The sequence below is a fragment of the Clostridium sp. D46t1_190503_E9 genome (assembly GCF_015555225.1).
Taxonomy (GTDB): Bacteria; Bacillota; Clostridia; order Clostridiales; family Clostridiaceae; genus Clostridium.
Genome location: NZ_JADNKB010000002.1, coordinates 1 through 24,502, shown reverse-complemented (window position 1 = coordinate 24,502; position 24,502 = coordinate 1). Strand labels below are relative to the sequence as shown.

Below are 24,502 nucleotides of genomic sequence, written 5' to 3'. Positions count from 1 at the left end.
CAATGAAAATAAAGAAGGAATAAGAATTTTTTTGTCGAATTAATAATGTATTAGGATAGGGGAGAATTATGAAAGAAATTGTGAATAATTATAAGGAAGCTTTATTAAAAAGTCATAAAAGTGAAAACACTGTTTATGCCTATGTAACTGATGTAAACTTATATGTTAAGTATTTAAAGAGTAAAAATATGAGTATTGATGAAACGGATAATGTATCAGTACTTGGATATATACAATACTTACTTAGTCAAGGTAAGTCTGAAAGATCGATAAATAGAATAGTTATAAGTCTGAGAAGTTTTTATAATTATTTGAAAGATCAAAAAGTTGTAAGTGAAATACCTAAGATATATTATAAGAATACAACTACAACTAAAAAGTTGCCTGAAATATTAACTATAGATGAGGTAGACAGAATAATTAAAATTGTAGATAAAGATTGCAATAAAGGAATAAGGGATAATGCTTTATTGGAACTTATGTATGCTACTGGAATGAAGGTTTCAGAGATAATTGGATTAAATGTTGAGGATGTTAACTTAGAATTAAACTTTGTAAAATGTCATGATAATAAAAATTATGAGAGGCTTATTCCAATTGGAAGAAGTGCTACAGAAGCATTGAAGGAATATTTAAAAATAAGAGATCAAATTGCATCTGCAGGAGTTGATACCCTATTTGTTAATTTAAATGGAAATCATTTAACAAGACAAGGTGTATGGAGAATAGTAAAAGAATATTCCCATAAAGCAGGAATTAAAAAAGAAGTTAATTTAAATACTTTTAGACACTCTTTTGCGGTACATTTATTACAAAATGGAGCTAATGTAAGAGCTGTGCAAAAACTTTTAGGAAATCAAGTTCTAACTTATATGGACACATATTATGAAATAATTAATAATGATAAAATAAATATTGTATATAAAAATTCCCATCCTAGAGCATAATAATATGGAATATTTATATGAAATAATATAATTTAAGAAGTTAGATAAATTAAAAGTATTAAATTAAGAATTTTAAAATACAAAAAGAATGTAAAGTAGCTTCTAGAAATTAAGAAAAGCAAATTTATTATTGCAATATAGCAAATTAAATAGATAAAAATTTTAAAATAATATACTAAAGTAGGAGGTCATGTTCTTATGAGAATGTATGACATTATATTAAAAAAAAGAAAAGGTCTAGAATTATCTAAAGAAGAAATTGAGTTTTTTGTAAATGGATTTACAAATGGAGAAGTTCCAGATTATCAAGCATCAGCATTACTTATGGCTATATTTTTTAATAAGATGAATAAAAGAGAAACTGCAGATTTAACTATGGCAATGGTCGATTCAGGAGATAAAATTGATTTATCTTCAATAAATGGAGTAAAGGTAGATAAGCATTCTACTGGTGGAGTTGGAGATAAGACCAGCATTTGTTTAACACCATTAGTTGCAGCGCTTGGAGTTCCAGTTGCTAAGATGTCTGGTAGAGGGTTAGGGCATACTGGTGGAACTATTGATAAATTAGAAGCATTTAATGGATTTTCGGTAGAACTTTCTGAAGAAACATTTATAAAAAATTCAAATACAATAGGGATAGCATTAACTGGACAAACAGGAAATATTGCTCCAGCTGATAAGAAAATATATGCCCTTAGAGATGTTACAGCAACAGTAGACAATATGTCATTAATAGCATCAAGTATAATGAGTAAAAAAATTGCTTCAGGAGCAGATGCTATAGTATTAGATGTAAAAGTTGGAGATGGAGCATTTATGAAGACTCCTGAAGATGCTAAAGATCTAGCAAGAGAAATGGTTGATATAGGAAGTTCAGTAGGAAGAAAAACTATAGGTATAATTTCAGATATGGATCAACCTTTAGGATATGCAATAGGTAATTCTCTTGAAGTTAAAGAAGCTATAGAATTATTAAAAGGAAATGGACCTAAAGATTTATTAGAATTAACATTAACTTTAGGTAGTTATATGCTTGTTTGTGGAAATAAAGCAAGAAACTTCGAAGAAGGTAAGGCATTATTACTAGAAAATATTAATAATGGTAAGGGATTAAAAAAACTTAAGGAATTTGTTAAGGCCCAAGGTGGAGATGAAAGTTTTGTAGATGATACTAATAAATTCCCTAAAGCAAAATATATAGTTGAAGTAAAAGCCACTCAAGAGGGTGTGATTTCAAAAATAAATGCAGAAGCCTTTGGGTTAATTGCAATGGAACTTGGAGCAGGAAGAGAAACTAAGGAAAGTACAATAGATCTATCTGTAGGTATAGTTTTAAATAAAAAAAGAGGTGAAAAAGTAAAAGAGGGGGATATACTAGCTTATATTCATAGTAATGATGAAAGTAACATAGAAAAAGCTAAGAATGATATAATTAAGAACATGATTATATCTAACTCTCTAGATAAGGAAATTCCTCTAATATATGATGTTATAGAATAAATAAAAAAATATGATAAGAAGAATTTAGTTCTTTTTATCATATTTTTATTTTTATTGGTAATAATAAGCTTTGAAGGGAGGCAATATAATGAATAAAAAATTTATGAATAAAGTTGTCGCAATTGTTTTAAGTTTATTATCTATATCTGTAGTTCCAGTAAAGGCAGATATAGAACCATATGATACGTCTATAGAAACTTATGAAGAATGGACTACAGAGGTTTTTAGTGATGAAGGAATAAATGTAGATGCGAGATCAGCATTATTAATAGAGCCAACAAGTGGAAAAATTCTTTATGAGAAAAATATCGATGAAAAATTTGCTCCAGCATCTGTAACAAAAATAATGACTATGCTTTTAACTATGGAAGCTGTAGATAGCGGAAAGATAACATTACAAGATAAGGTAACATGTAGCGAAAATGCTAAGAAAATGGGTGGAAGCACAATGCTTCTAGATACAGGAGAAATAAGAACAGTAGAAGAATTATTAAAAGGTGTTGCCATTGCATCTGGGAATGATGCTGCTGTAGCATTAGCTGAATATTTAGGTGGAACAGAAGAAGCTTTTGTAGAAATGATGAATAAAAGAGCTCAAGAATTAGGTATGGCTAATACAACATTTAAAAATTGTAATGGCTTACCTACAGAAGGTCATTTATCTACAGCAAGAGATATATCAATAATGTCCTTGGAGCTTTTAAAACATCCAACAATATTAAAATATTCAGGAATTTATATGGAAACTATATCTGAAGGAAGAAAATCACCTATAGAATTAGTTAATCATAATAAGCTCGTAAGATTTTTTGAAGGTTGCGATGGGTTAAAAACAGGATATACTGAAGAAGCAAAATATTGTATTTCTGCAACAGCAACTAGAAATGGCGTTAGAATGCTATCTGTTATTATGGGAGCACCAACATATAAGGTAAGAAATAGAGATGCAGGAATGCTTTTAAATTATGGATTCTCTAAATTTGAAGGTAAAAAGATTTTATCCAAGGATGAAGATGTAGAGAATATTTATTTAAGCAAACAAACTGATAAGTTCTTAGTTGCTAGAGCAAAGGAAGATTTAGTTGCAATAGTACCAAAGGGAACAAATGCAGAATTAGAAAAGAGAATAGTAATAGATGAAGTTAAAAAGGAATATAAGCAAGGAGATGTCGTAGGTAAATGTGAAGTTTATCTAGGAGAAGAAAAGATTGGAGAAGTAGAATTATATTCAGATAGAGATATAAAACTTGGTGGAATATTTGAAAACTTCAAATTTAATATGAAAAACATGTTTAAAAAAGGAGTATAGTAAAAATAATTATATTTTAAAATATACATAATGAAATATCGGATATTAAGTGAAAATACTTATATCCGATATTTTATATTTTCTATCATTTGCAAAGCAAAAGAATTAAGGAGAAAATCCCTGTTGGGTTTTTAAATAAAAGTATTTTTCATATATAATTTAAGTTCCGTGTAGCAAAAAATCATAAACGTTTCATTATTCATTCTTAACTTTTCACTTTAAAATTGCTTTGCAATTTTAAACAAAGGTTGTTCTTTACTATTAAAATTGATATTATATATTAGAAGGAATATAGCATTATCAAAGGCGGATGATATTTATGGAAATGCCAAAAGTAAAGGTAGCAAACTTTGAAGGTCCATTTGACTTGCTGCTGCATTTAATTAAAAAAAATGAAATGGATATTTACAATGTAGAGATATATAAAATTACTAGTCAATATTTAAAATATTTAGATGATATGAAAATTATGGATTTAGAGATTACATCAGAATTTATAGTAGTTGCAGCTACTCTTATAGAAATAAAATCTAAAAAGCTATTGCCTAATATTAAGGTTTCAGAAGAAAATGAAGAAGACATAGAAAAAAATCTTATGGAAAAGCTTATAGAATACAAGAAAATTAAAGGGGCTGCTTTATTCTTTAGAGAAAAATACATAAATTCTGGAGATATATATACAAAAAAGCCAGAAATAATTGAAGAAATCAAAAGTGATAAAAAAGAAGAAGATATATTTAAAAATATTACGTTACTTGATCTTTACAATATTTATAATAAGTTAATAGAAAATTTCCTTATGAAACAAAATAAAGAAAATGTAATTCAAAGAAAAATTTATGTAGATAAATATAAGATTGAAGATAAAATGGACGAGCTATTACGTAATATTGAAAATGAAAAAATTGTTAAATTTAGAGATATAATAAGAGAAAGCGAATGTAAGTTAGAAGCTGTAGTAACATTTTTAGCTCTTCTTGAACTTATAAAGCTTAGAATGATCAAAGCTTATCAAAATGACAATTTTGATGACATATTAATTGAAAGGAGAAAATTAAGTGAATAAAACTGAAATTGGGCAATATGAATTTGAAGAAATTTCATCAAAGCCTAAAATAAAATCTGCAATAGAAGCGTTATTATTTGTAAGTGGAGAACCTTTAACTCTTAAGGATTTAAGTAATTCTATAGAAGTTTCACCTAAAATAATATCAAATATTTTAAATGAAATGATCTTAGATTATGAAGAAGAAAAAAGGGGAATAAAATTAATATCAATAAATGGTGAATATCAACTAGTTAGTAAGGCTGAAAATAGTGATTATATACAAAAGTTACTAAAAAAGAATAAGAGACAATCTTTGTCACAAGCTTCTTTAGAAAGTTTAGCTATAATTGCGTATAAGCAACCTATAACTAGAGTTGATATAGATGAAATAAGAGGAGTAAAATCTGAAAGTGCTATTAATAAATTATTAGAAAAAGATTTAATAAAAGAAGTTGGAAGATTAGATGTTCCTGGAAGACCTATTTTATTTGGAACGACTGAAGAATTTTTAAGACAATTTGGATTAAAAGAATTAAATGAATTGCCATCTTTAGACTTGTATTCAGAAAATGATGAAGCAACAGTAGAGATTATGAATGATATGATGAAAGAAATATAAGATATATTTTAGAATTTTTCTAAAATATATCTTATAAATTTCTAGAACAGATTGTTAGAAGATGAATCACTATCATCACATGGGTTACAATTACATACTGTATCTTCAACATTAGGATTTTGAGAATTTGATTTCTTTTTATCATTATTAAAGAAGTTTTTAAACATATCAAGGATTTGAGGGACAGAATCAACGATTCTATCATATGTATTATTTTGATCAACAGGAAGAAGCCTTACGGCATCATCTCTAAGAACTAAAAATGCAACAGGTTTAACTGTAACACCAGCTCCAGAACCACCACCAAAAGGGTGCTTAGCTTCTTTATCAGGAGCTGGACTGCATTGATTTCCAAATTCACTTCCTCCAGATGCAAAACCAAAGGTTACTTTTGATATTGGGATTATATAGCTACCATCACGTGTTTCTACGGCTTCCCCAATAACTGTATTAACATCTATCATATCTCTTAGATTTTCCATGGTACTTCTCATTAAATTTTCAACAGGATGTTCATTTGACATAATATATCTCCCTATTCGGGAGTCACCTCCTTAATTTCAAAAGATTTATATATTAAAAATAATATATATATAATATTAGCAACATTAAAGTAAAATATACTAGTTATACCAAAATATATGGTATTGACATTGAATTTAGGAGTAATATTAAGTTTTATATCCTTAACTTTAAATACTTTTTCTAATATTAATCTAAGTAATGTTGGAGTATTACATAATAATCCATAAAGAATTGCGCAAAATGCAGCATCATCAATACCAAAAGTTAAGTGCCCATTTATTTTTATAAATGGTTTAAATTTATTACAAGAAATATTGGTATATAACTTTCGTATCGATATTTTCTTCATAACTTTTTTACGTTTAAGGGGTGAGGATTTAATGGCTTTTTTATTTTTATATTCTATTGTAGTTTCTTTTTTTAAATCTATATTAGTTTTATTAATTAGTTTTTTTAATAATTTATTTTCAACACCGTTATTTGATGAAAAAATATTTAAATTAAACAATTTTAATTTAAATATACCTTCCTTAAAACTAATTTCAATCTTCATTGGTATAGGAAAAATCAGTAGTAATATAATAATTAAAAGTGTTAATATTAAAGCCATTTTCACACTCCTTTCTAAGTTATTCTAATAATTACTATAATTAAAAATAAAAAAATAACAAAAAAATGTTTAAAAAATAACTTTTAGAACAAACTACTCATAGATGGTTAGTGTAGAGGGTGATTTTATGAAAGTTTTAAAAAAAGTTATTTTTACTATTTTATTAGTATTATTGACATTACAATGGAATATTTATTCAGTAAAAGCATTTATTGATGATGATGTAGATATGGATGATGAGACAGTAGAAATGCTTGATGAAGATTATATTGATATTGACGGAAATAAAGTTGACAGTAAACTTCCATTAAGGGTTTCGGCTAGAAATGCCATAGCTATAGATGCAGAAAGTAGGCAAGTACTATGGAATCAAAGTGGATATGAAATTGTTCCAATGGCCAGTACTACTAAAATTTTGACATCCCTTATAGCAATAAATTATGGAGATTTAGATAGAATAGTAACCATCAGTAAAAATGCTTCATCTATTAGGGGTTCAACTGTAGGATATAAAGCTGGTGAAGAAATAACAATGAGAGAATTGTTATTTGGATTAATGTTTAGATCTGGTAATGATGCTGCGATTGCAATAGCAGAAGATATAGGCGGATCAGTAGAAAATTTTTCTAATATAATGAATGATTTTGCAAGAAGTTTAGGAATTATAGATTCACATTTTGAATCACCTCATGGACTAGATAGTGCAAAACATTATTCTTCGGCATATGATTTAGCAATTTTAACAGCTAAGGGAATGGAATATGATGTTTTTAGAGAAATTGTAGGAGAAAAAGTTATATATAAAGATAAATATAATTTTACAAGAGATTATCAAAATATAAACAAAATATTGTATAGAATACCTGGCGCAAATGGGGTAAAAACAGGATATACAGGCGGAGCAGGGAAATGCTTAGTTTCATCTGTCAACCACAATGGAAGAAATATTATTATTGTTGTTTTAAATTGTGTAGATAGATGGAATGTAACAGAAAAAATCTTTAATTATGTTATAAGCACAAATACTTTTGCAGAAATATCTAATAAAGATATATTACAAAAAGAAAATCTTGCAGGATTGGGTAATATAATACAAGAAGAAGATATAACTTATGGATATAAAGAAAAGGATATAGTTGAAGTAGAGGTGTTTAATAGGACTTCGGATGTTGAAACTGGAGATATACTAGGGAAAATATCAATAAAAGATGAAAAACAAGAAAAAAATAAATTTCCGTTAATAAGCAATATAAATATGAGTAAAGAAGAGTTTGAAAATATAATCTTTAAAAAGTAGAAGAGGTATCTTCTACTTTTTTTATTATATATAAATATAGTGTAACAAAATAAAAAATAGAAAATAATCTATTAATATGTAAGAAATCTAGTGGGGAGATTCAAATAATGAAAGAAGCTGTTGATTGTATAGATGCTGGAACAGAGTTTTGTCCTTGTCATCTGGCGGAATCAAATGAATGTATATTATGCTCTCAATTACAAGGAAGCTGCTTTTGTGATTGCTTAAATTGGAATGGAGTATGTATATATCATGAATTTATAAATAATGGATCTAAGGCAAAAGAGGGAAGAAAAACATATAATTGTTTAGTTGAAAAAAAGACTCTTTATGAAGATGATGTTCTTTTAATAAAATTCAAAGCTCCACATAAATTAGCAATTGATTTAGTTAAGCCTGGAAGCTTTATATTTATAAGAACAAACGAAAATGTTTATTTTGATGTACCTATTTCTATTTTAGAATCTAATATAGAAACAAATATAGTAACTATAATGATTGAAATAAGGGGAATTAAAACAAAGAAATTATTAGATATAAAAGAAGGTGAAGAAATAACTATTAGAGGTCCATACTGGAATGGAGTATTTGGACTTAAAAATTTAAATAAGCAAACTAATAATAATGTATTAGTAATAGCTAGAGGGATTGGAATGGCTCCTGTGATGCCAGTAATTAGAAAGTTGTCTTTAAATAATAATAATATAAATTTAATTCTAGATAAGGCGCCATATAAAGATAATTATGTTCAAGAATTTTTATCAGAATATGATTTGAATATGATAGAAGAATCAGTGCTAGATAAGGGGCAATTAACTGATGAAGTAAAGGTTCTTATAAAATCTTATATAAGAGATAAAAATGTAAACTATATTCACATTGCTGGAGCAGATATATTAACTGTAAAAATAATTGAATATTTAGATACGATACAAGGAGAAAATATTCAATTATCTTGTTGCAATAATATAAAAATGTGCTGTGGAGAAGGAGTATGTGGCAGTTGTACAGCTAGATTTTCTGGGCATAGAGTAAAACGTTTTTGTAAAGTTCAAGCTGATCCAAGGAATGTATTTGAAGGGAGAAGATTTATATGATAAAGACAATTATCGTCGGTGGAGGTTGGTCTGGATGCGCCGCAGCTATCACTGCAAAGAAGGCAGGAGCAGAAGTGCATTTATATGAAAAGACAGATTTATTATTAGGTCTTGGAAATGTTGGGGGGATAATGAGAAATAACGGAAGATGGACAGCTTCAGAAGAATTAATAGAGCTTGGGGCTGGAGATTTAATTAATATTGTAGATGATACTGCAAGGCATAAAAATATAGAATTTCCAGGTCATAAGCATGCAACATTATATGACGTAAATTTAATTGAAGGTAAAGTAAGTAAATATTTAGAGGAAATGGGTATAAATATTCATATAGAAAGCAGAGTTACTGATGTTAAGTTGGAAGGAAGTAAGATAAAAGGAATATATCTTAGTGATGGTACTTATGAAGAAGGAGATGTATTTATTGAAACTACCGGAACAACAGGTCCAATGGGAAATTGCTTAAGATATGGAAATGGATGTTCAATGTGCGTCTTAAGATGTCCAGCTTTTGGACCAAGACTTAGTATAAGTGAAAGATGTGGAGTAGCCGATATACAAGGAGAAAGAGATGAAGATACATTAGGTGCTTTTTCAGGATCTTGTAAATTAGCTAAGGAAAGTTTGTCAAAGGAAATAGTCGAACAACTAGACAAGACTGGATGCGTTATTTTGGAAGTTCCAAAGGAAGATGTAAATTATGATAAGCTTAATGCCAAAGTATGTCAGCAATATGCCTTAAAAGAATTTGCAGAAAATATAATACTTCTAGATACTGGACATGCTAAACTTATGACTACGTACTATCCATTGAAGAAACTAAGAAAAATTAAAGGATTAGAAAATGCAAAATATGTAGATCCATATGCAGGTAGTAAAGGAAATTCAATAAGATATTTATCAGTTGCGCCAAGAACTAATGATCTAAAAGTAAAAGGCGTAGATAATTTATTTTGTGCAGGTGAAAAATCTGGTCTTTTTGTTGGGCATACAGAAGCAAGCTGGTCTAAACTGCAACATTTTATATTTAGAGAATAAACTAGACAACGTTCTTAATGCATTATCTAGTTTTTTTTTATATTAAAGTTTATAATAAACTCATCATTATCAATCACAATAGATTCTATAATTTCATTCAATAATTTCTTTTTCTCGTTAAACTCAAGAGAATCTATATTGTTTTTAAAATCACTAATCAGAGCTAGTACTTCTACTATTTCCGAATCTGATAATGATTTAGAAGCCTGATCATTTAGTAACTCTTCTCTCTGCTTTTCAAGTTTAGTAATTTTTTCTTTTTCAGCTGAAATTTCACTAATTATTATTTTACTAATCTCTAAATCTTCGATGACTTTTAATTTATTTACTAATAGTTTTATAGATTTATTACATTGTTCTATGTTAGTATCAAGAGATTCTGCAGTTAACTTAGATGATAATTCATTTGATGTTTTTAATGTATTTTCTAAATCTGCAATTATCTGAAGTTCGGAGTAGTTTTTAAGATATTCAATTAGTTTTTCTTCTAGCAAAGGACCATTTATATTCTTAGACTTACATCTAGTTCCGCCAGAAGCTACTTTCATCGCACATTGATAATAGAACATTTTCTTACCATCTTTAAGTCTACTATGTGCGATATTCATTGATGAACCGCAGCTACATTTTAAGATACTTGTCAATAAAGCCGTATTGGTTTTACCACGTCTAGGTGCTTTATCTATGTTTGATTTAAGTATATTTTGAACTTCTAACCAGTCTTTTGAATTTATTACACCTTTATGTTTTGAAGTGGCGATTATTTGTTCATCTTTCTTACCATATCTAAGTAATCCATTTCCATTAGCGGCTCCATGAACTTCATACCCTTGTTCTTCAAAATAACTTAATATATTTTTGGTAGATTTGACGTATACAGGATTTTGAAGAATTATATTTATAGCTGACTTATTTAAATCACCACCGTTTTTACCCTTTAAATGATTTGATAGTGCCCATTTAGAAACTTGAGATATAGATTTCTCTTGCAAGTATTTTTCATATATTAATTCAACTATTTTTAATTCTTCTTTATTTGGTTTTAATTCGGTAATAGAACGCTCTTTACCATTCTCATCAAAATAATATTCCCTGGTTCCATCAAACCCTAAAGGAGATTGGCCACCTAACCATCTGCCCATTTTTGCAAGAGTGTACATATTATCTTTAACTCTTTCAGCTAATTGTTCAGTTTCTAGTTGTGCTAGTGAAGCCATGATACCAATGATAGCTCTTCCAAAGCTAGTAGAAGAATCGAACCCTTCATTAGCACTATATATAATACAGTCATGGTCAACGCAAATTTGAAGGGAATTATGTATATCTCTAGCATTACGGCCAAATCTATTAAGCTGATACAATACTATGTGATTTATTTCACCACTTTTAACTTTATCCATCATTTCTTTGTATTGAGGTCTATTTTCATTTCTTCCGGTAAATCCTTCATCTATGTATATATTTATGTCATCACACTCATTAAATTTAAATTCAATGAATTTTTTGCATTTTAAAATTTGATTTTCTATAGATTCACCTTTACCTGTAAATTTAGATTTACGAGTATAAATAGCAATTCCTTTCATAATATCACCCGATTTCTATAAATTCTAATAGTTGTTTATATGGTAATTCTAATAGTGAAGCTATTTGTTGTAAAGTTAATCCTTCTAAATCTGTTGGATCAAAAGAAGGTTGTAATAACTTAAAAGCAAAGTAATTGGCTTGCTTTTCAAGCTTCCCTTTATTAATATGTTTGATATTAAAAGCAGCTTCATAACTATTAGTATGTAAAAGAGCATGCCCTAATTCATGAAGTAATATAAATTTCTCAAGATTTATATTCAAATCATTCCTAATAAAAATAAGTTCATTTCCTAAATAATCTCTATAATAAAAGCTATCATTATTTTTTAATAAGATATTATTATTCTCAATTTTATGTATTTTTATATTCATATAATCAAAAATTTCATATACATTATCAGTATTATACATTTCTTTTAAACCAACTATAATTTCATCTACCCACAAATACATATGTCGTCACCTTTAAAATTATTTTTTATATTTTAATCCCAATAGTTGTAATTGGTTTAATAATTCATTCGCAAATTCAATGATTTCTTCTTTTGATAGCTTATCAGCATCAAATCCACCATATCCCATAATAGCTGGTTGTTTTAAAATAAATTGCATAGCTGCTTCAGCAGTTTTAAATTCTCCAGTTTCATAAAGTTCAACTTCTTCTCTTACTTGATTAGTATTAATAGAATCATCCCAATATTGGCATAGTAATTCATTTATATTCACTCCAAGGGCATCAGCTAACTTAGTTAACGTATCCGTTTTAGGATTTTTAGCTTTACCATTTTCTATATCATTTATTGTGCTTTGCCCAACTCCTGATAGCTCAGATAATTTAGCTAAAGTTAATTTATTGTGAAGTCTCAATTTTTTTATGTTATCACCTAGTTTTGTCATATAAAAACACTCCTTGTAACATTATAACATTATTTAAGTCCGGTTAACAGTACAATTATAACACTTGAAATCCGGTAAAGCAAATAGAAAATCTAAGATTTATAGAGAAATTTTGATAACTAGAGATTTATTCTATCAACTCAACCGGAAAACCGGATATTTGAATGTTGATTATCCGGTGAGGGAGAATTATGATTATTATATCGGTTGACCGGATATTAAAAGGAGGGACTAACGTGAATAATAATATTGCTGAATATGTAAATAATCTAAAGAAAGAAGGGAAAAGCATTACTGAAATAGTACAAGCCATTGGAATAGGGAGAAGTAGTTTTTACGATATTATGAGTGGAAATCAAATTCCTAAATTAGATACTGCTAATAAAATAGCTATTGCATTAAATGTAGATATAAAAGAATTGTTTCCAGATTTAAAGGAGGAATGATTAATGAACATACAAATAAAAAGTATTAATGAAAAACCATATATTTCAATAAATTCTAAAGAGTTTAGTTTGACTAATGGTTTTTCAGTACATTTGGCACTTGAAGAATTACGTTTACTAAATACAGGATTGGAAATAAGATTTGAGAGTTTGGGACAGTTTAATGAGTTAATAAAAGAAATTAACCAACTATAAACGGAAATGAGTCTAAAGAGCTATTTTTATCATAGCTAAAAGATTAATTTGAAAAAAATTAAAGTATATATTCACCAATTTATAAAAGAAGAAATATAATGTAATGATTAATTTTAGAGGGAATATATGAAGGAGTTTAAATTCAAAGTTGGGATTGCACCAACACAAGAGACTATAGAAATGTGTAATCAGTGTGCTGCGAAAATATTAATTGATAGGTATGGCGCTGAAAACATAAAGAAATTATTAGAAATAGTAAATTCTAAAGAAAGTGGTAAGTAAAAGATACTAAAGATTAAAAGTTGAAAAACTTCAATAATATTTAATTCAACATAACAAAATATTAGTCAAGCTCTACTACAAACCGCACACCAGTAGATGCTAAGGTGAGGAATTGGAAAGATATAAATACATTATAAGAAAGGAGTTGTTGCAAGATGATTAACATAGAAGATCACTTAGGCTTAGCTAGAAAAGTAGCACATCAATACTATAGGTATTCTAAAGAGAAATATTCTTATGATGAAATTGAATCAACAGCATTTATTGGATTAATAAAAGCAGGACAAAGATTTGATGAATCAAAAGGAGTTCAGTTTTCTACTTATGCAATCCCAAACATTAAATGGGAAATACAAAAGATGTTTAGAGATGATAAATGGTACTTTGTAAAACGTGGAGTTTCTCAGGTAATGCTTTCAACAAATTATGTGATAGATGATACAAATAATATTGAAATGCAAGAGATTCTAGAAGATGAAGAAAATATTGAAGATAACGTTGTAAATAGAATGACTGTTAAAATGCTATTTAATTTATTAAGTGAAAGAGATAAGAAAATAGTGTATCTGTATTTCTATAAACAATTAAGTCAATGTCAAATATCAGAAAATACAGGAATATCTCAAGCACATGTTAGTAGAATAATAAGAACTTCTTTAAAGAAGATGAAAAAAGAATTAGTAGCTTAGGGAAGGAAGTGAACCATGAATAGTTTTGTAATTAGCTGTAAGGCTAAAGATTTAAAAAGAGAAATTAAAAAGAAGATAGGTGGTGAAAAAATGAATAGAACTTTGTTGCTCAATAGTAATGGACTAGTTATAGATAGAAAGTATTTTGGAATCATGGAAAAGTTTAAATCAGCTATGATTAAAGAACTTATATCACCAAGTCAAACTCAATTATCAGTTGAAGAAGCCTATAAGGTAGCTAAGGACACTGAAGATATTTATTTAAACAGTAGTTTAAACAATGAAGCAGCATTAAGAGAAGCTGTTAGAAAATTTAATAATCAAAAAGGAGAGAAATAATAGTGAAGATATTTTTGAGAAGGTTGGAACTTAAGAACTTTAAGGGAGTTAAGGAATTGCAAATCAATTTTGGATCAGTAACAAGAATTAGTGGTGATAATGGAACAGGTAAAACTACAATAATGGATTCATTTATGTGGTTACTATTTGGAAAGGATAGCAAGGATAGAAAAGATTATAAGATAAAAACAATAGATGATAGCGGGGAAGAGCTTCATGGATTGGAACACACAGTTATTGGAACGCTAGAGGTTGACGGAACTTTAATTAAGTTACAAAGAACCCATAAAGAAAAATGGACTAAACAAAGGGGACAAGCAACATCAGAATTAAAAGGACACACTACTGACTATTCAATAAATGATGTGCCTGCCACAATGAAAGAATACAACGAGAAAGTAAATGATATCTTGGCGGATAACACTTTCAAGTTGATTACTAATCCACTTTATTTTACATCTTTAGATTGGAAAAAGCAAAGAGAAATACTTCTTGAAATAATTGGTGATGTAGATACAGAGAATGTAATTAATTATAACAAATCTCTTAAGCCATTAGAGAAGCTTTTGGGAAGTGATGATGTAGAAACATTAAGAAAGCAAGTTAAGGCTAAAATAGCGAAAATTAAAGAGCAAATTAAGGCTATACCAAACAGAATAGATGAATGCAACTTACAGATAGTAGAAGAAGATTTTGAAGCTTTGGAAGAAAAGAAGAAATCTATAAAAGCTGAAATGGAAAATATTAATGCATTAATGATAGACAAGTCCAAAGTTAATGAAGAAAAGTTAAAGTTGCAGGACCAATTATATAAATTAAAAACTGAATACTCAGATAAGGTTAATCAAGCTAAAAATACTTTAAATGCGCCTTTAAAGGAACTTCAATCTAAATTAAGAAATATTAATTATAAAGTTCAAGATATAGAGCTTGAGATCGAAAGAGCTGAAAGAAAAATATTTAAAGCTAATGAGGGAATAGGATTTAGTGAAGAAAGTATTCTTGAAAAAGAAAAAGAGCAAGAGAAATTAAGAATTCGATTCAAAGAAGAAAAAGCTAAGACTTTTGAATTTGATGAAGATGCTAAATATTGTCCTACTTGCATGAGAGAGTATGACCATGAGAGATTAGATGAAATAAGAGAAGATTACAAAGAGAAGTTTGAGAACTATAAAAATACAGTTATTAACAGAATAAGAACTAAAGGTAAAGCATTAGGTGAAGTAATAGAAAATATTAAATTGACTATAGAAGAAGATAAAAAACTAATGAAAAAATATAATGATAATTTAGTAGAGTTAAACTCTAAACTTGAAGTTTTGAAAACAGAAGGTAAAGAAATAGAAGCAAAATTATATAAATGTAATGTATCACAAGAAGTTACATTTGAAGGAAAAGAAGATCTAGAAAATAAAATTAACTTACTTATTCAAGAAATAGAAAACATATCAGCAGAGAATAATCTTGAATTAAAAGCTAAATATAATTCATTATACTATAAGATTGATGAAATAAATACCCAACTAGGAAAGAAGTCCAATAATGAAAGGCTTGTGTTAAGAATTAAAGAACTTGAGCAAGAAGAGAAGGAATTAGCAGTGAAACAGGCTGAATTAGAAGGACAAGACTTTATGTGTGAAGAGTTCATAAGAACTAAAGTAGAGCTTTTAGAGGGCAATATTAATAGAAAGTTCAAAGGAGTTTCATTCAAGTTATTCAATCAACTTGTTAATGGAGGACTTGAAGAAACTTGTGAAGCTTTAGTAGATGGTGTTCCATTTACTGCTGCTAATACTGCAAGTCAGATTAATGCAGGATTACAAATTATAAATACATTGTGTGAACACTATGACGTTACTGCTCCTATATTCGTAGATAATGCAGAAAGTGTAAACAACCTAGAGTTATGTAATAGTCAATTAATTAAATTGATAGTTACTTTAGATAAAAAAATAAAAGTGGAGGTAATTCAATAATGTTAGAAGGATATATACAAGCTTTAATAGATGCACATACAAGAAATATGAATTCCGAAGTCCCACCTCATATGAAGAAAGCAATTGAAAATAAAATATACGAACTAGAGAGTATATTAGATTTTTATAACAAAAAGTGCAAAGAAAATATAAATAGAAATTTTAAAATAAATGATATTCCAACATGCGATTTAGTTAATGAACTAAAAACAAGAGAAGGAGTTAAAGCACATGAGATTGCACCATACGAGGAGCAGTATACAATTCTATGCAAGCCTAATGATGACATTATTAGTAAAGTATTAAGCAGTAATGATGGTGGAGCAATAATATTGGAGGTAATAGATTAATGGGAAATAAAGATACAGGATTAACTTTAACAAAGGAAGATGCACTAAATAATGTGGTTGCAAAAATAGAAAGTTTAAAGAAGAGTAACGAGATAGTTTTACCAGCTAATTATAATGAAGCAAATGCAATTAATGCAGCATGGTTAATGTTACAAGATGTTAAATGTAAAGTAGGAAATGATTATAAGCCTGCATTAGAAGTATGTAGTAAAAATTCAATTGTAGAAGCATTATACAACATGACAATACAAGGGTTAAATCCAGTAAAGAAACAATGCTACTTTGTTCCCTATAGTGGAAAATTAACTCTCATGAGGTCTTATATGGGTACTGTAGCAGTAACAAAAAGATTAAAAGGTGTTAAGGATGTTAAGGCATTTGCTATATATGAAGGGGATAAATTCGATATGGCTTTTAACAAGGATACTTATAATATTGATTTTGAGTATGAGCCTAAATTCCAAAACATTGATAACAAGAAAATCAAAGGTGCATTTGCAATAGTAATTGGTGATAACGGAGAAAAGCTTCATACAGAAATAATGACTATGGAGCAAATAAAGAAGGCTTGGTCTATGAGTAAAACATATAAGAATGAATCAAAGGTCCACAATGATTTTACTGAAGAAATGGCTAAGAAAACTGTAATCAATAGGGCTTGTAAGAAGTTCTTTAATACAAGTGATGATAATGATTTATTAGTTGAATCTCTATATAACACTAATGATAGCTTAGAGGATAAATATAATCAGGAAGATATTATTGAAACTATTCAAGCAGAAGTAAAAGAAGAAATAAAGGAAGAAGCCAATAAAGAATTTATAGATGTTCCAGTAGAAGAAATACAACCCAAAGAAGTCGAAGTCGAAATAGTAAAAGAACCTTCAAATAAAGATGATGATTGTGACTTCTAATGATTAAAGTAATAGCAACTGGATCAAGAGGAAATTTTTACATTCTAGAAGCTGGAGAAGAAATTCTCCTTCTAGAATGTGGAATTAGTATAAAAGATATAAAAAAAGCTTTAAATTTCGATTTAAGTAAAATTGTAGGTTGTTTATTATCACATAGCCACAATGACCATTGCAAGGCTATAGAAGAAGTTTTAAAATTCACTGATGTATTCACAAGTAAGGGGACAAAAGAAGAGATACAGGAACGATTTATTATAAATAGACGTTGTTTTGAGATTGAACACAATAAACCTTTTGAAATTGGTGGCTTTATGATTGTTCCATTTAATACTCAACATGATACTAAAGAGCCTTTTGGATTCTTAATATATCATAAAGACATTGGAAATGTAATTTTTGCTACTGATACTTATTATCTTAAATACAAATTTAGAAACGTAGATCATGTGTTGATAGAGTGTAACTACAGCGAGAATATATTGGAGAATTTAGAAGCATATAGAGCTAGATTATTAAAAAGCCATATGAATTTAGAAACATTAAAAGAAACCCTTAGTTCTTGGGATTTATCAAGGACTAAAGATATTACCTTAATACACATAAGTGATGGAAATGGAGACCCAGAAAGATTTAAAGAAGAGATAGAATCTCTTACAGGAATTAAAACAATTATAGCAGCTCCAGGAGTTGAGATTTAGAGAGGAAAGATAAGATATGGATATGTTTACTTTAGATAACAAGGAAAAGTTCTTAGAATTACTTAGAAAGACCGGTAGATGTGGAATTGAAAATTTAATAAAATGGCTAGAAAACACAGACTTTTTTACAGCTCCAGCATCTACAAGATTTCACAGTAATTATGAAGGTGGATTATGCCAACATAGTTTAAATGTCTATGAGGTATTCAAGAAAAAATGCGAAGATAATGAAGCTGGATTGGACGGAGATAATATAATAATTGCAGCTTTATTACATGATATTTGTAAGGCAAATTATTATGTACCTAGCACCAGGAATGTAAAAAAAGATGGAAAGTGGATACAAGTACCTTACTACACAGTAGAGGACCAAAATCCTTTAGGACATGGAGAAAAAAGCTGTTTAATACTTCAAACTTTTATAAAGCTTACGAAGGAAGAACTTTATTGCATTAGATGGCATATGGGTGGATATGAGCCGAAAGAAAATCTAAATACAATTAGTGCAGCCTGGAATATGTGTAGACCAGCAGTATTACTTCACACATCAGATTTAGAAGCAAGCTACTTAATGGAAGAACATAGGGAGGCTTAGTAATGGAAGATAGAATTAATGAAATAAATTTTATTGTAGATATGGTTCATAAGTTGTGTGAAGAAGCAGAAATTGGACTTATAGCAAAAGACGTTAAAGGGCAATTAATGGTAGTAGTTCAAGATGCTCGAAATGGAAAAGAATATTGCATGAGGAAGGTGAAGTAATGAATAAGGTGATTCTATTAGGTAGATTAACAAAAGATCCAGAGCTTAATCATGCGGCAGGAACAGGGAAAGCAGTGGTAAGGTTTACTTTAGCAGTAACAAGACCTTTTAAAAAAGATGAAACTGATTTTATCAATTGTATAGCTTTTGGTAAAACTGGTGAAACAATAGCACAATATCTCACAAAGGGTAGACAATTAGCGGTTACTGGAAACATCAGAACTGGAAGTTATGATGCTAAAGATGGAACTAAAAGATATACAACTGACATAGTAGTGGATTCATTTGAGTTTATAGGTGGCAATCAAAATAATAACATGAATAGTAGCAATTCTAGAGGATTTAATAACTCAGGAAATGGATTAGGAGATAATTTTGAGGAGGATATGACCCCAGTGGATGACGGAGATATGCCATTTTAATTTGAAGGGGGCAAGGATATGAGAGCGTTATTAATAATAATAGGAGTGATATTTGTTCTTATTGACTTAGCATTATGTATTAATAGCAGCAGAATAAGTAGATGGGAAGAAAGAAAGAGAGGAAAATATGTATAGATATAAATTTACTGATACAGAGATAAATAAACTACTAAAAGAAAATTTAGTAATTATTTATGATACAAGAGAACAAAAGAATGATCACATATTAAAGGTGTTTGATGAAAAGGGTATAAAGTACAAAAGGCAAAAGGTTGATGAAGGAGATTATACAGGAATAATTACTGCTAGACCTGAAATGGGAATCAGCAGAGATTTATATTTCAATGTAGCTGTAGAACGTAAAAATAGCATAGATGAACTTATAGGAAGTATAAAAGATGCAGATAGGTTTGAAGATGAATTTAATAGGGCCCTAGTCAAAGGAATTAAGATTTATTTAGTAGTGGAAGAAAAAGACGGAATTCAAAATATGAGAGCTGGAAAATATAGAAGTGAATACAAGCCAAAGGCATTATGGGGGAAATTCAATTCTTTAGAGGACAAGTATTTAAAAGGGAGCACATTTGTCAATAAAGATGATAGCGCGGCTATTATTTATAGTAAGCTATATTATTCAATTAGAAACTTACTAAAGAACGGAGAGATTGATTTGGAGGAGGAAGAAAATCAATGAAAATAGTGTTGAAGCCTTTAAAGTTTAAAATCAAACCTACACTATTAAGTCAAATTCATAAGTGTGAAGAAGAAGATAAAGAATTTCTTACTGCAATAGTTAGAGGGGATTTAGGAAATGCCATTGAAGAATTTCACGATAAGATTACATCATCTTTAAATGCATTAAGATTATTAGGAATTCCAATAGAGATAATAGCTAACGGACAAGATGAACATTTCAAAAAGTTAATTGAAAGGGGATGGAGTTTTGAAGAAGATGCTTAACATTGGATATAACAATACAGTGTCAACAGATAAAATTGTTTCTATATTGGATGTAGATAGTGCTCCAGCAAGAAGATTGATAAAAAATGCAAAAGATGAAATGATGTTAATTGATGCAACTCATGGGAAAAAATCTTCATCAGTTATCATTGTTGAGAGTAACCATGCAATTGTTAGTGCGATAGATAGAAAGACATTATCAAAAAGGATTGATGATCTATGCCTTTAGTTACCAAGAATCAAATTGAACAGCTTTATATAAACCAAGGATTGACTAAAGATGAAACAGCTAAAAAGCTTGGAATAGCTAAATCAACTTTATGGAACTATTGCAAAGAGTATGGAATAAAAAGTACTAAGTTTTGGACAGACGAAGAAGTATATTATTTAGAAGAAAACTATGGGAAATATTCTTTGAGGACATTAGCTAAAAACTTAAATAGAACTGAAAGTGCAATAAGAGGAAAGTGTTTAAGGTTAGGTTTGACAAGTGCATTAGGAAATACTGGATTATTGAATACTAGTGATATAGGTAGGGCATTAGGAATTGATAGAAAAACAGTATGGAATTATATACAAGAGAAAGGATTACCAGGTAAGAAAAAAGTGGTACTTAACAAAAAGAAATTCTGGAGAATAGATATAAGCGATTTTTGGAAATGGTTAGAAAATAATAAAGATTTAATTGATTTGTCTAACTTGGAGAAGAATATGTTAGGTCCTGAGCCAGATTGGGTTGATAAAAAGCGGAAAGAAGATATAAGGAATAAGACCAGATATAATCAAAACTGGACTAAGGCAGAAGTTGATTATTTAAAGGCTAATCATAAAATAAAGACCTTTAATGAAATAGCAAGAGACCTAAATAGAACTGTAAGCTCAGTTCAGATTAAATCTAGGAAACTAGGATTGTCTAAAGTTATTGAAATAAAGTGGAAACCTGTAGAAGTTAATTTACTTATAGATATGAAAAAGAAAGGATTAACTGATATTGAAATAGCTGAGGAACTAGGTAGAAGTTTAGCAAGTGTTGATTGGAAAAGAAAAGAGCTTCTTAAAAAAGGAGTTTTGGATTACAGATATAGAAGAGCAAGAGGGTGATAATTTGAGCCTTGATGATCTAAAGAAAGAATACAATGCTTTATTGAATAGAAATAATAAAGCAGAAGAATTCTTTTCAAAGGGAGAAGTTAAGAAAAAACACATACTAGAACTTTACAAAATAATAATAGGGTTAAGTAACTTAAGAACAAATATAGAAAATAGATTAGGTAGGAAAATGACTAAAGAAGAGATACTAAAAGGCTTTTGAGGAGGTGAGTAACTTTTGCTAGAAGATATAAATTTAAAGGAATTAATAGAAAGAGAAACAGGGGAGAGATTCAATAGAGAGGGGTTCATTAAGTGCCCCTTTCATGGAGAAAAAACTCCTTCTATGAGTATAAAGTTTTTCCCGGATAAAAATAAATATAAATTTAAGTGTTTTGGATGTGATGCTGGTGGTGATGCAATAGACTTTATATCTAAACTTAAAGATCTGGATTACAAAAAGACTAGAGAATATTTAGGGATGCCTTTAGAAAAGTCAGACATAGAAATTTTAGAAGATAAAGTTAAAAGTTTCATAGGATGGGAACTAACAAAATATAGAGAAGACCAAGAGCTTCTAGGATTATTTACTTTTGTAAATAAAGATAATAAGCCTATCTATTATAAAGCTAAGTTTTTTGACCATAAAGAGGGTAAAAAGAAGCATGGTTACTATCATTTCGAAGAAGATAAAGTCAAGGCTAATAGAGGACACGATGAAGTTCCTTATAATTACTACAGAACATTAAAAGCTATTAAAGATGGAAAAGTAATTGTAATAGTTGAAGGTGAAAAGGATGCAAATACAATAAATTCACTCTTTAAAGGTATTGAGTATGAATCTACAAGCTTTAAAGGAATAACAGAAAATATAGACTTTGCAGGTGCTAGAATTTATGTTTGCAGTGATACTGGAAACGCTGGGGAGCAATATGCATGGAAAATCTATAATGAATTATTCCTAGGATCAGCTGAATTTAAATTTATAAAATTACCAGGACTATCTTCATTAGGTGACAATAAAGATGTCACTGATTGGATTGAATACGGACACACTAAAAAAGATTTACAAAAAGCCTTTAATAGAAGTTTGGATTTAAAGTCTAGATATGAAATGCAGCAAAATCAAAATGGTGTTTATAAATGGATATGGAACAAAAAAGAAGATGATTATTACAAGGAGTATATTACTAATTTCAAAGTAATGGAAGCAAAAAGAATTAGATTTGTAGATGATGATAGAGAAGGAATAAAACTAGTGCTGAAATCTAATACAGGAGAGACTTTTGAAAAATATGGATTTTCAACAGTGTTTGATGATACCAAAAGTTTTAAAAACTTTCTAGGAACGATGGATCTATCATTTATAGGAGACGTTAAAGTTCTTACTGAGTTAAAGATATGGATAAATAAATACTTTGCAGTTGAAAATGAAGAGATCCATGGAGGAACTAAGTTTTTACAAAGTAATGATGAATTATTATTGATAACTAAGGAAGGTGCAATATCAAAAAATAAGTTTAATATATCAATTAAGACTGATAGTAATATAGCTAGTGGAATAAACTCAGTAGAGAAAATAAGCAAGAAGGAATTCAATGAGTTAAGAAAACACATATTTAAATTCGCTACTCCTGAAAAAAGTATAAGTATTATAGGAACATTAATAAATAATTTAACAATATATCAAAGCAGAGCTGTAAAAAACAAATTACATCACCTTTTAATTGTAGGAGAGTCTGGATCAGGGAAAAGTACAATTTTAGATAACGTTATAGTTCCATTACTGAATATGAGTAAGAATGATATTAAGTCTATAGGATTAACATCACCGTTTGGATTAATAAAAAGTTTATCCGAGGGAAATTATACTTTGTTGTTAGAAGAATTCAAGCCCTCATCTTTAGATAGATTTAAAATTCTTAAACTTTCGGAAATACTGAGAAATGCTTACGATGGGACAAGTGTATCAAAAGGAAATAGAAGCCTTGAAACAGTAGAGTTTAAGTTAGATAGACCAATAGTTTTAGTAGGAGAAGAAAGTTATCCAAATTCAGAAAAGGCACTTATAGAAAGAAGCTGTATTGTATATCTATCAAGAAATGAAAGATTAGAATCTCATACAAAATCAATGGAATGGATAATAAAAAATCAAGAATTACTTAATAAGCTAGGAAGAAGTTTAATTGATGTAGTTTTAAATTTATCAGCAGAAGAATATGCAAAAATGAGGGAAACAGCAAATGCTAAGATCAAGGAACTTTCAAATAGAACACTTACAACTGCGATAAATATTCATTGCGGTATGCAAATAATTAATAAAGTTGCTGAAGAGCTAGGAGAAAAAGAGATAAAGGGATTTGAAGAACATTTAGTAGATAATATAAAAAATGAAGTTCTTGAAGGAGCCGAGGAAGTTAATTCAGTAGTCGAGAAAATGCTTATAACTTTTAATCAGATGATTGAAGATTCAAGAGTTGCTTATCCAGATAGTGTATTTACTGAAAAAAATATAAGGACATATATAAAAACTAGTGAAATGATTAATTTAATTTATGAGCATACTCAAAGATTTGGAGCGGATATAATTCCATTAAAATTAAAAGACTTCAAGAAACAGGCTAAGAAAGCGGGATATTTAATAAATGAAAGTGTTCCCACAAGCATGAAACAACCAGCAGGCAACTTTAAAACTGTAAGAATGGATGAATACAATGCCGAGAAATTAAGAGAACTAAAGCTATTTGAAATAGTAGAGCCAATATTTGCATTACCAGTAGAAGTGGAAGATGGAGAAGCAATGCCATTTTAAATAGCAATTTGTAATTATTACGAACTAATAGTCTTTGAAAATTGAATAATACGGTATGAAAATATATGATATAATTAAGTCAAGTAATATTG

The 24,502-nt window shown here is 28.8% G+C and carries 29 protein-coding genes and 2 pseudogenes; 26 read left to right on the top strand and 5 right to left on the bottom strand.

The annotated features are described in order from the left end of the window. Window positions 1-68 precede the first annotated feature (68 nt). The 5 genes from I2E83_RS01955 (at window position 69) to scpB (ending at window position 5,426) form a co-directional block, all read left to right on the top strand. Window positions 69-947, top strand: a complete 879-nt coding sequence (locus I2E83_RS01955; RefSeq protein ID WP_195264501.1) for a tyrosine-type recombinase/integrase — start codon at window positions 69-71, stop codon at window positions 945-947. A 198-nt stretch (window positions 948-1,145) separates the two neighbouring features. Then, a complete protein-coding gene (locus tag I2E83_RS01950) occupies window positions 1,146-2,450 on the top strand; it encodes a pyrimidine-nucleoside phosphorylase (RefSeq protein WP_195428360.1) in 1,305 nt (434 codons plus the stop codon). Between the two features lie 88 nt (window positions 2,451-2,538). After that, a complete protein-coding gene (locus I2E83_RS01945) occupies window positions 2,539-3,759 on the top strand; it encodes a D-alanyl-D-alanine carboxypeptidase family protein (protein WP_195428358.1) in 1,221 nt (406 codons plus the stop codon). A 319-nt stretch (window positions 3,760-4,078) separates the two neighbouring features. Then, a complete protein-coding gene (locus tag I2E83_RS01940; protein ID WP_195264504.1) occupies window positions 4,079-4,825 on the top strand; it encodes a segregation/condensation protein A in 747 nt (248 codons plus the stop codon). Further along, a complete protein-coding gene (scpB, locus tag I2E83_RS01935; protein ID WP_195264505.1) occupies window positions 4,818-5,426 on the top strand; it encodes an SMC-Scp complex subunit ScpB in 609 nt (202 codons plus the stop codon). The genes I2E83_RS01940 and scpB overlap by 8 nt, the downstream gene beginning before the upstream one ends. Window positions 5,427-5,467: 41 nt before the next feature. Here the strand turns inward: scpB and ytfJ are convergent, their stop codons facing one another. Both ytfJ and I2E83_RS01925 read right to left on the bottom strand, forming a co-directional pair. Then, window positions 5,468-5,950 (bottom strand): GerW family sporulation protein, encoded by a 483-nt coding sequence (gene ytfJ / locus I2E83_RS01930; protein WP_195428357.1) that lies wholly within the window; start codon window positions 5,948-5,950, stop codon window positions 5,468-5,470. 11 nt (window positions 5,951-5,961) lie between these two features. Further along, window positions 5,962-6,561 (bottom strand): DUF2953 domain-containing protein, encoded by a 600-nt coding sequence (locus I2E83_RS01925; protein ID WP_195264507.1) that lies wholly within the window; start codon window positions 6,559-6,561, stop codon window positions 5,962-5,964. A gap of 250 nt (window positions 6,562-6,811) precedes the next feature. Between I2E83_RS01925 and I2E83_RS01920 the strand changes: the two are divergent. The 3 genes and pseudogenes from I2E83_RS01920 to I2E83_RS01910 form a co-directional block, all read left to right on the top strand. Then, window positions 6,812-7,576: pseudogene (locus I2E83_RS01920) on the top strand (D-alanyl-D-alanine carboxypeptidase family protein); the annotation flags it as partial. 386 nt (window positions 7,577-7,962) lie between these two features. Next, the gene (locus tag I2E83_RS01915) at window positions 7,963-8,955 is read left to right on the top strand and encodes a sulfide/dihydroorotate dehydrogenase-like FAD/NAD-binding protein (RefSeq protein ID WP_195264609.1); all 993 of its coding nucleotides are present in this window, start codon (window positions 7,963-7,965) and stop codon (window positions 8,953-8,955) included. Next, window positions 8,955-9,953: pseudogene (locus I2E83_RS01910) on the top strand (FAD-dependent oxidoreductase); the annotation flags it as partial. The gene I2E83_RS01915 and the pseudogene I2E83_RS01910, both read left to right, overlap by 1 nt. Before the next feature lie 65 nt (window positions 9,954-10,018). On the opposite strand, the gene I2E83_RS01905 reads toward I2E83_RS01910, so the two are convergent. From I2E83_RS01905 to I2E83_RS01895, 3 genes are read right to left on the bottom strand one after another with little or no spacing between them, the layout of a single operon-like run. Continuing rightward, window positions 10,019-11,578 (bottom strand): recombinase family protein, encoded by a 1,560-nt coding sequence (locus I2E83_RS01905; RefSeq protein WP_195428354.1) that lies wholly within the window; start codon window positions 11,576-11,578, stop codon window positions 10,019-10,021. Window positions 11,579-11,582: 4 nt separating this feature from the next. After that, window positions 11,583-12,032 carry an ImmA/IrrE family metallo-endopeptidase gene (locus I2E83_RS01900; RefSeq protein ID WP_195428352.1) on the bottom strand — a complete coding sequence of 150 codons (450 nt, stop codon included), beginning with the start codon at window positions 12,030-12,032 and terminating at the stop codon, window positions 11,583-11,585. A gap of 18 nt (window positions 12,033-12,050) precedes the next feature. Further along, on the bottom strand, window positions 12,051-12,476 hold the full coding sequence (locus I2E83_RS01895) for a helix-turn-helix transcriptional regulator (protein ID WP_195428351.1): 426 nt from the start codon (window positions 12,474-12,476) through the stop codon (window positions 12,051-12,053). A 236-nt stretch (window positions 12,477-12,712) separates the two neighbouring features. On the opposite strand from I2E83_RS01895, the gene I2E83_RS01890 reads away from it, so the two are divergent. The 18 genes from I2E83_RS01890 (at window position 12,713) to I2E83_RS01805 (ending at window position 24,410) form a co-directional block, all read left to right on the top strand. Then, window positions 12,713-12,922 (top strand): helix-turn-helix transcriptional regulator, encoded by a 210-nt coding sequence (locus I2E83_RS01890; RefSeq protein WP_195428349.1) that lies wholly within the window; start codon window positions 12,713-12,715, stop codon window positions 12,920-12,922. A gap of 3 nt (window positions 12,923-12,925) precedes the next feature. Beyond that, window positions 12,926-13,117: a hypothetical protein gene (locus tag I2E83_RS01885; protein ID WP_195428347.1), complete on the top strand. Its 192-nt coding sequence runs from the start codon at window positions 12,926-12,928 to the stop codon at window positions 13,115-13,117. A gap of 126 nt (window positions 13,118-13,243) precedes the next feature. Beyond that, window positions 13,244-13,399, top strand: coding sequence for a hypothetical protein (locus tag I2E83_RS01880; RefSeq protein ID WP_195428345.1), 156 nt, complete (start codon window positions 13,244-13,246; stop codon window positions 13,397-13,399). Between the two features lie 155 nt (window positions 13,400-13,554). Further along, a complete protein-coding gene (locus I2E83_RS01875) occupies window positions 13,555-14,088 on the top strand; it encodes a sigma-70 family RNA polymerase sigma factor (protein ID WP_195428344.1) in 534 nt (177 codons plus the stop codon). 15 nt (window positions 14,089-14,103) lie between these two features. Beyond that, window positions 14,104-14,427, top strand: coding sequence for a hypothetical protein (locus I2E83_RS01870; RefSeq protein WP_195428343.1), 324 nt, complete (start codon window positions 14,104-14,106; stop codon window positions 14,425-14,427). A 2-nt stretch (window positions 14,428-14,429) separates the two neighbouring features. Continuing rightward, the gene (locus tag I2E83_RS01865) at window positions 14,430-16,403 is read left to right on the top strand and encodes an AAA family ATPase (protein WP_347708051.1); all 1,974 of its coding nucleotides are present in this window, start codon (window positions 14,430-14,432) and stop codon (window positions 16,401-16,403) included. Continuing rightward, window positions 16,403-16,753, top strand: coding sequence for a BC1881 family protein (locus I2E83_RS01860; protein ID WP_243249530.1), 351 nt, complete (start codon window positions 16,403-16,405; stop codon window positions 16,751-16,753). Before I2E83_RS01865 ends, I2E83_RS01860 begins: the two co-directional genes overlap by 1 nt. Further along, window positions 16,753-17,667 (top strand): RecT family recombinase, encoded by a 915-nt coding sequence (locus I2E83_RS01855; protein WP_195428342.1) that lies wholly within the window; start codon window positions 16,753-16,755, stop codon window positions 17,665-17,667. Before I2E83_RS01860 ends, I2E83_RS01855 begins: the two co-directional genes overlap by 1 nt. Further along, window positions 17,667-18,365: an MBL fold metallo-hydrolase gene (locus I2E83_RS01850; RefSeq protein ID WP_195428341.1), complete on the top strand. Its 699-nt coding sequence runs from the start codon at window positions 17,667-17,669 to the stop codon at window positions 18,363-18,365. The genes I2E83_RS01855 and I2E83_RS01850 overlap by 1 nt, the downstream gene beginning before the upstream one ends. A gap of 16 nt (window positions 18,366-18,381) precedes the next feature. Further along, window positions 18,382-18,960 carry an HD domain-containing protein gene (locus tag I2E83_RS01845; RefSeq protein ID WP_195428340.1) on the top strand — a complete coding sequence of 193 codons (579 nt, stop codon included), beginning with the start codon at window positions 18,382-18,384 and terminating at the stop codon, window positions 18,958-18,960. Between the two features lie 2 nt (window positions 18,961-18,962). After that, complete coding sequence (locus tag I2E83_RS01840) at window positions 18,963-19,127, top strand: hypothetical protein (RefSeq protein WP_195428339.1); 165 nt, start codon at window positions 18,963-18,965, stop codon at window positions 19,125-19,127. After that, the gene (locus I2E83_RS01835; RefSeq protein ID WP_195428338.1) at window positions 19,127-19,549 is read left to right on the top strand and encodes a single-stranded DNA-binding protein; all 423 of its coding nucleotides are present in this window, start codon (window positions 19,127-19,129) and stop codon (window positions 19,547-19,549) included. The genes I2E83_RS01840 and I2E83_RS01835 overlap by 1 nt, the downstream gene beginning before the upstream one ends. 127 nt (window positions 19,550-19,676) lie before the next feature. Next, window positions 19,677-20,243, top strand: coding sequence for an ERCC4 domain-containing protein (locus I2E83_RS01830; protein ID WP_195428337.1), 567 nt, complete (start codon window positions 19,677-19,679; stop codon window positions 20,241-20,243). Further along, entirely contained in the window at window positions 20,240-20,509 is a 270-nt protein-coding gene (locus I2E83_RS01825; RefSeq protein WP_195428336.1) for a hypothetical protein, read from the top strand. Before I2E83_RS01830 ends, I2E83_RS01825 begins: the two co-directional genes overlap by 4 nt. Beyond that, complete coding sequence (locus I2E83_RS01820; RefSeq protein WP_195428593.1) at window positions 20,502-20,738, top strand: DUF370 domain-containing protein; 237 nt, start codon at window positions 20,502-20,504, stop codon at window positions 20,736-20,738. The genes I2E83_RS01825 and I2E83_RS01820 overlap by 8 nt, the downstream gene beginning before the upstream one ends. Then, window positions 20,729-21,610: a helix-turn-helix domain-containing protein gene (locus tag I2E83_RS01815; protein WP_195428335.1), complete on the top strand. Its 882-nt coding sequence runs from the start codon at window positions 20,729-20,731 to the stop codon at window positions 21,608-21,610. Before I2E83_RS01820 ends, I2E83_RS01815 begins: the two co-directional genes overlap by 10 nt. Before the next feature lie 4 nt (window positions 21,611-21,614). Continuing rightward, window positions 21,615-21,821: a hypothetical protein gene (locus I2E83_RS01810; RefSeq protein ID WP_195428334.1), complete on the top strand. Its 207-nt coding sequence runs from the start codon at window positions 21,615-21,617 to the stop codon at window positions 21,819-21,821. Window positions 21,822-21,836: 15 nt separating this feature from the next. After that, entirely contained in the window at window positions 21,837-24,410 is a 2,574-nt protein-coding gene (locus I2E83_RS01805; RefSeq protein WP_195428333.1) for a CHC2 zinc finger domain-containing protein, read from the top strand. Window positions 24,411-24,502 lie beyond the last annotated feature (92 nt).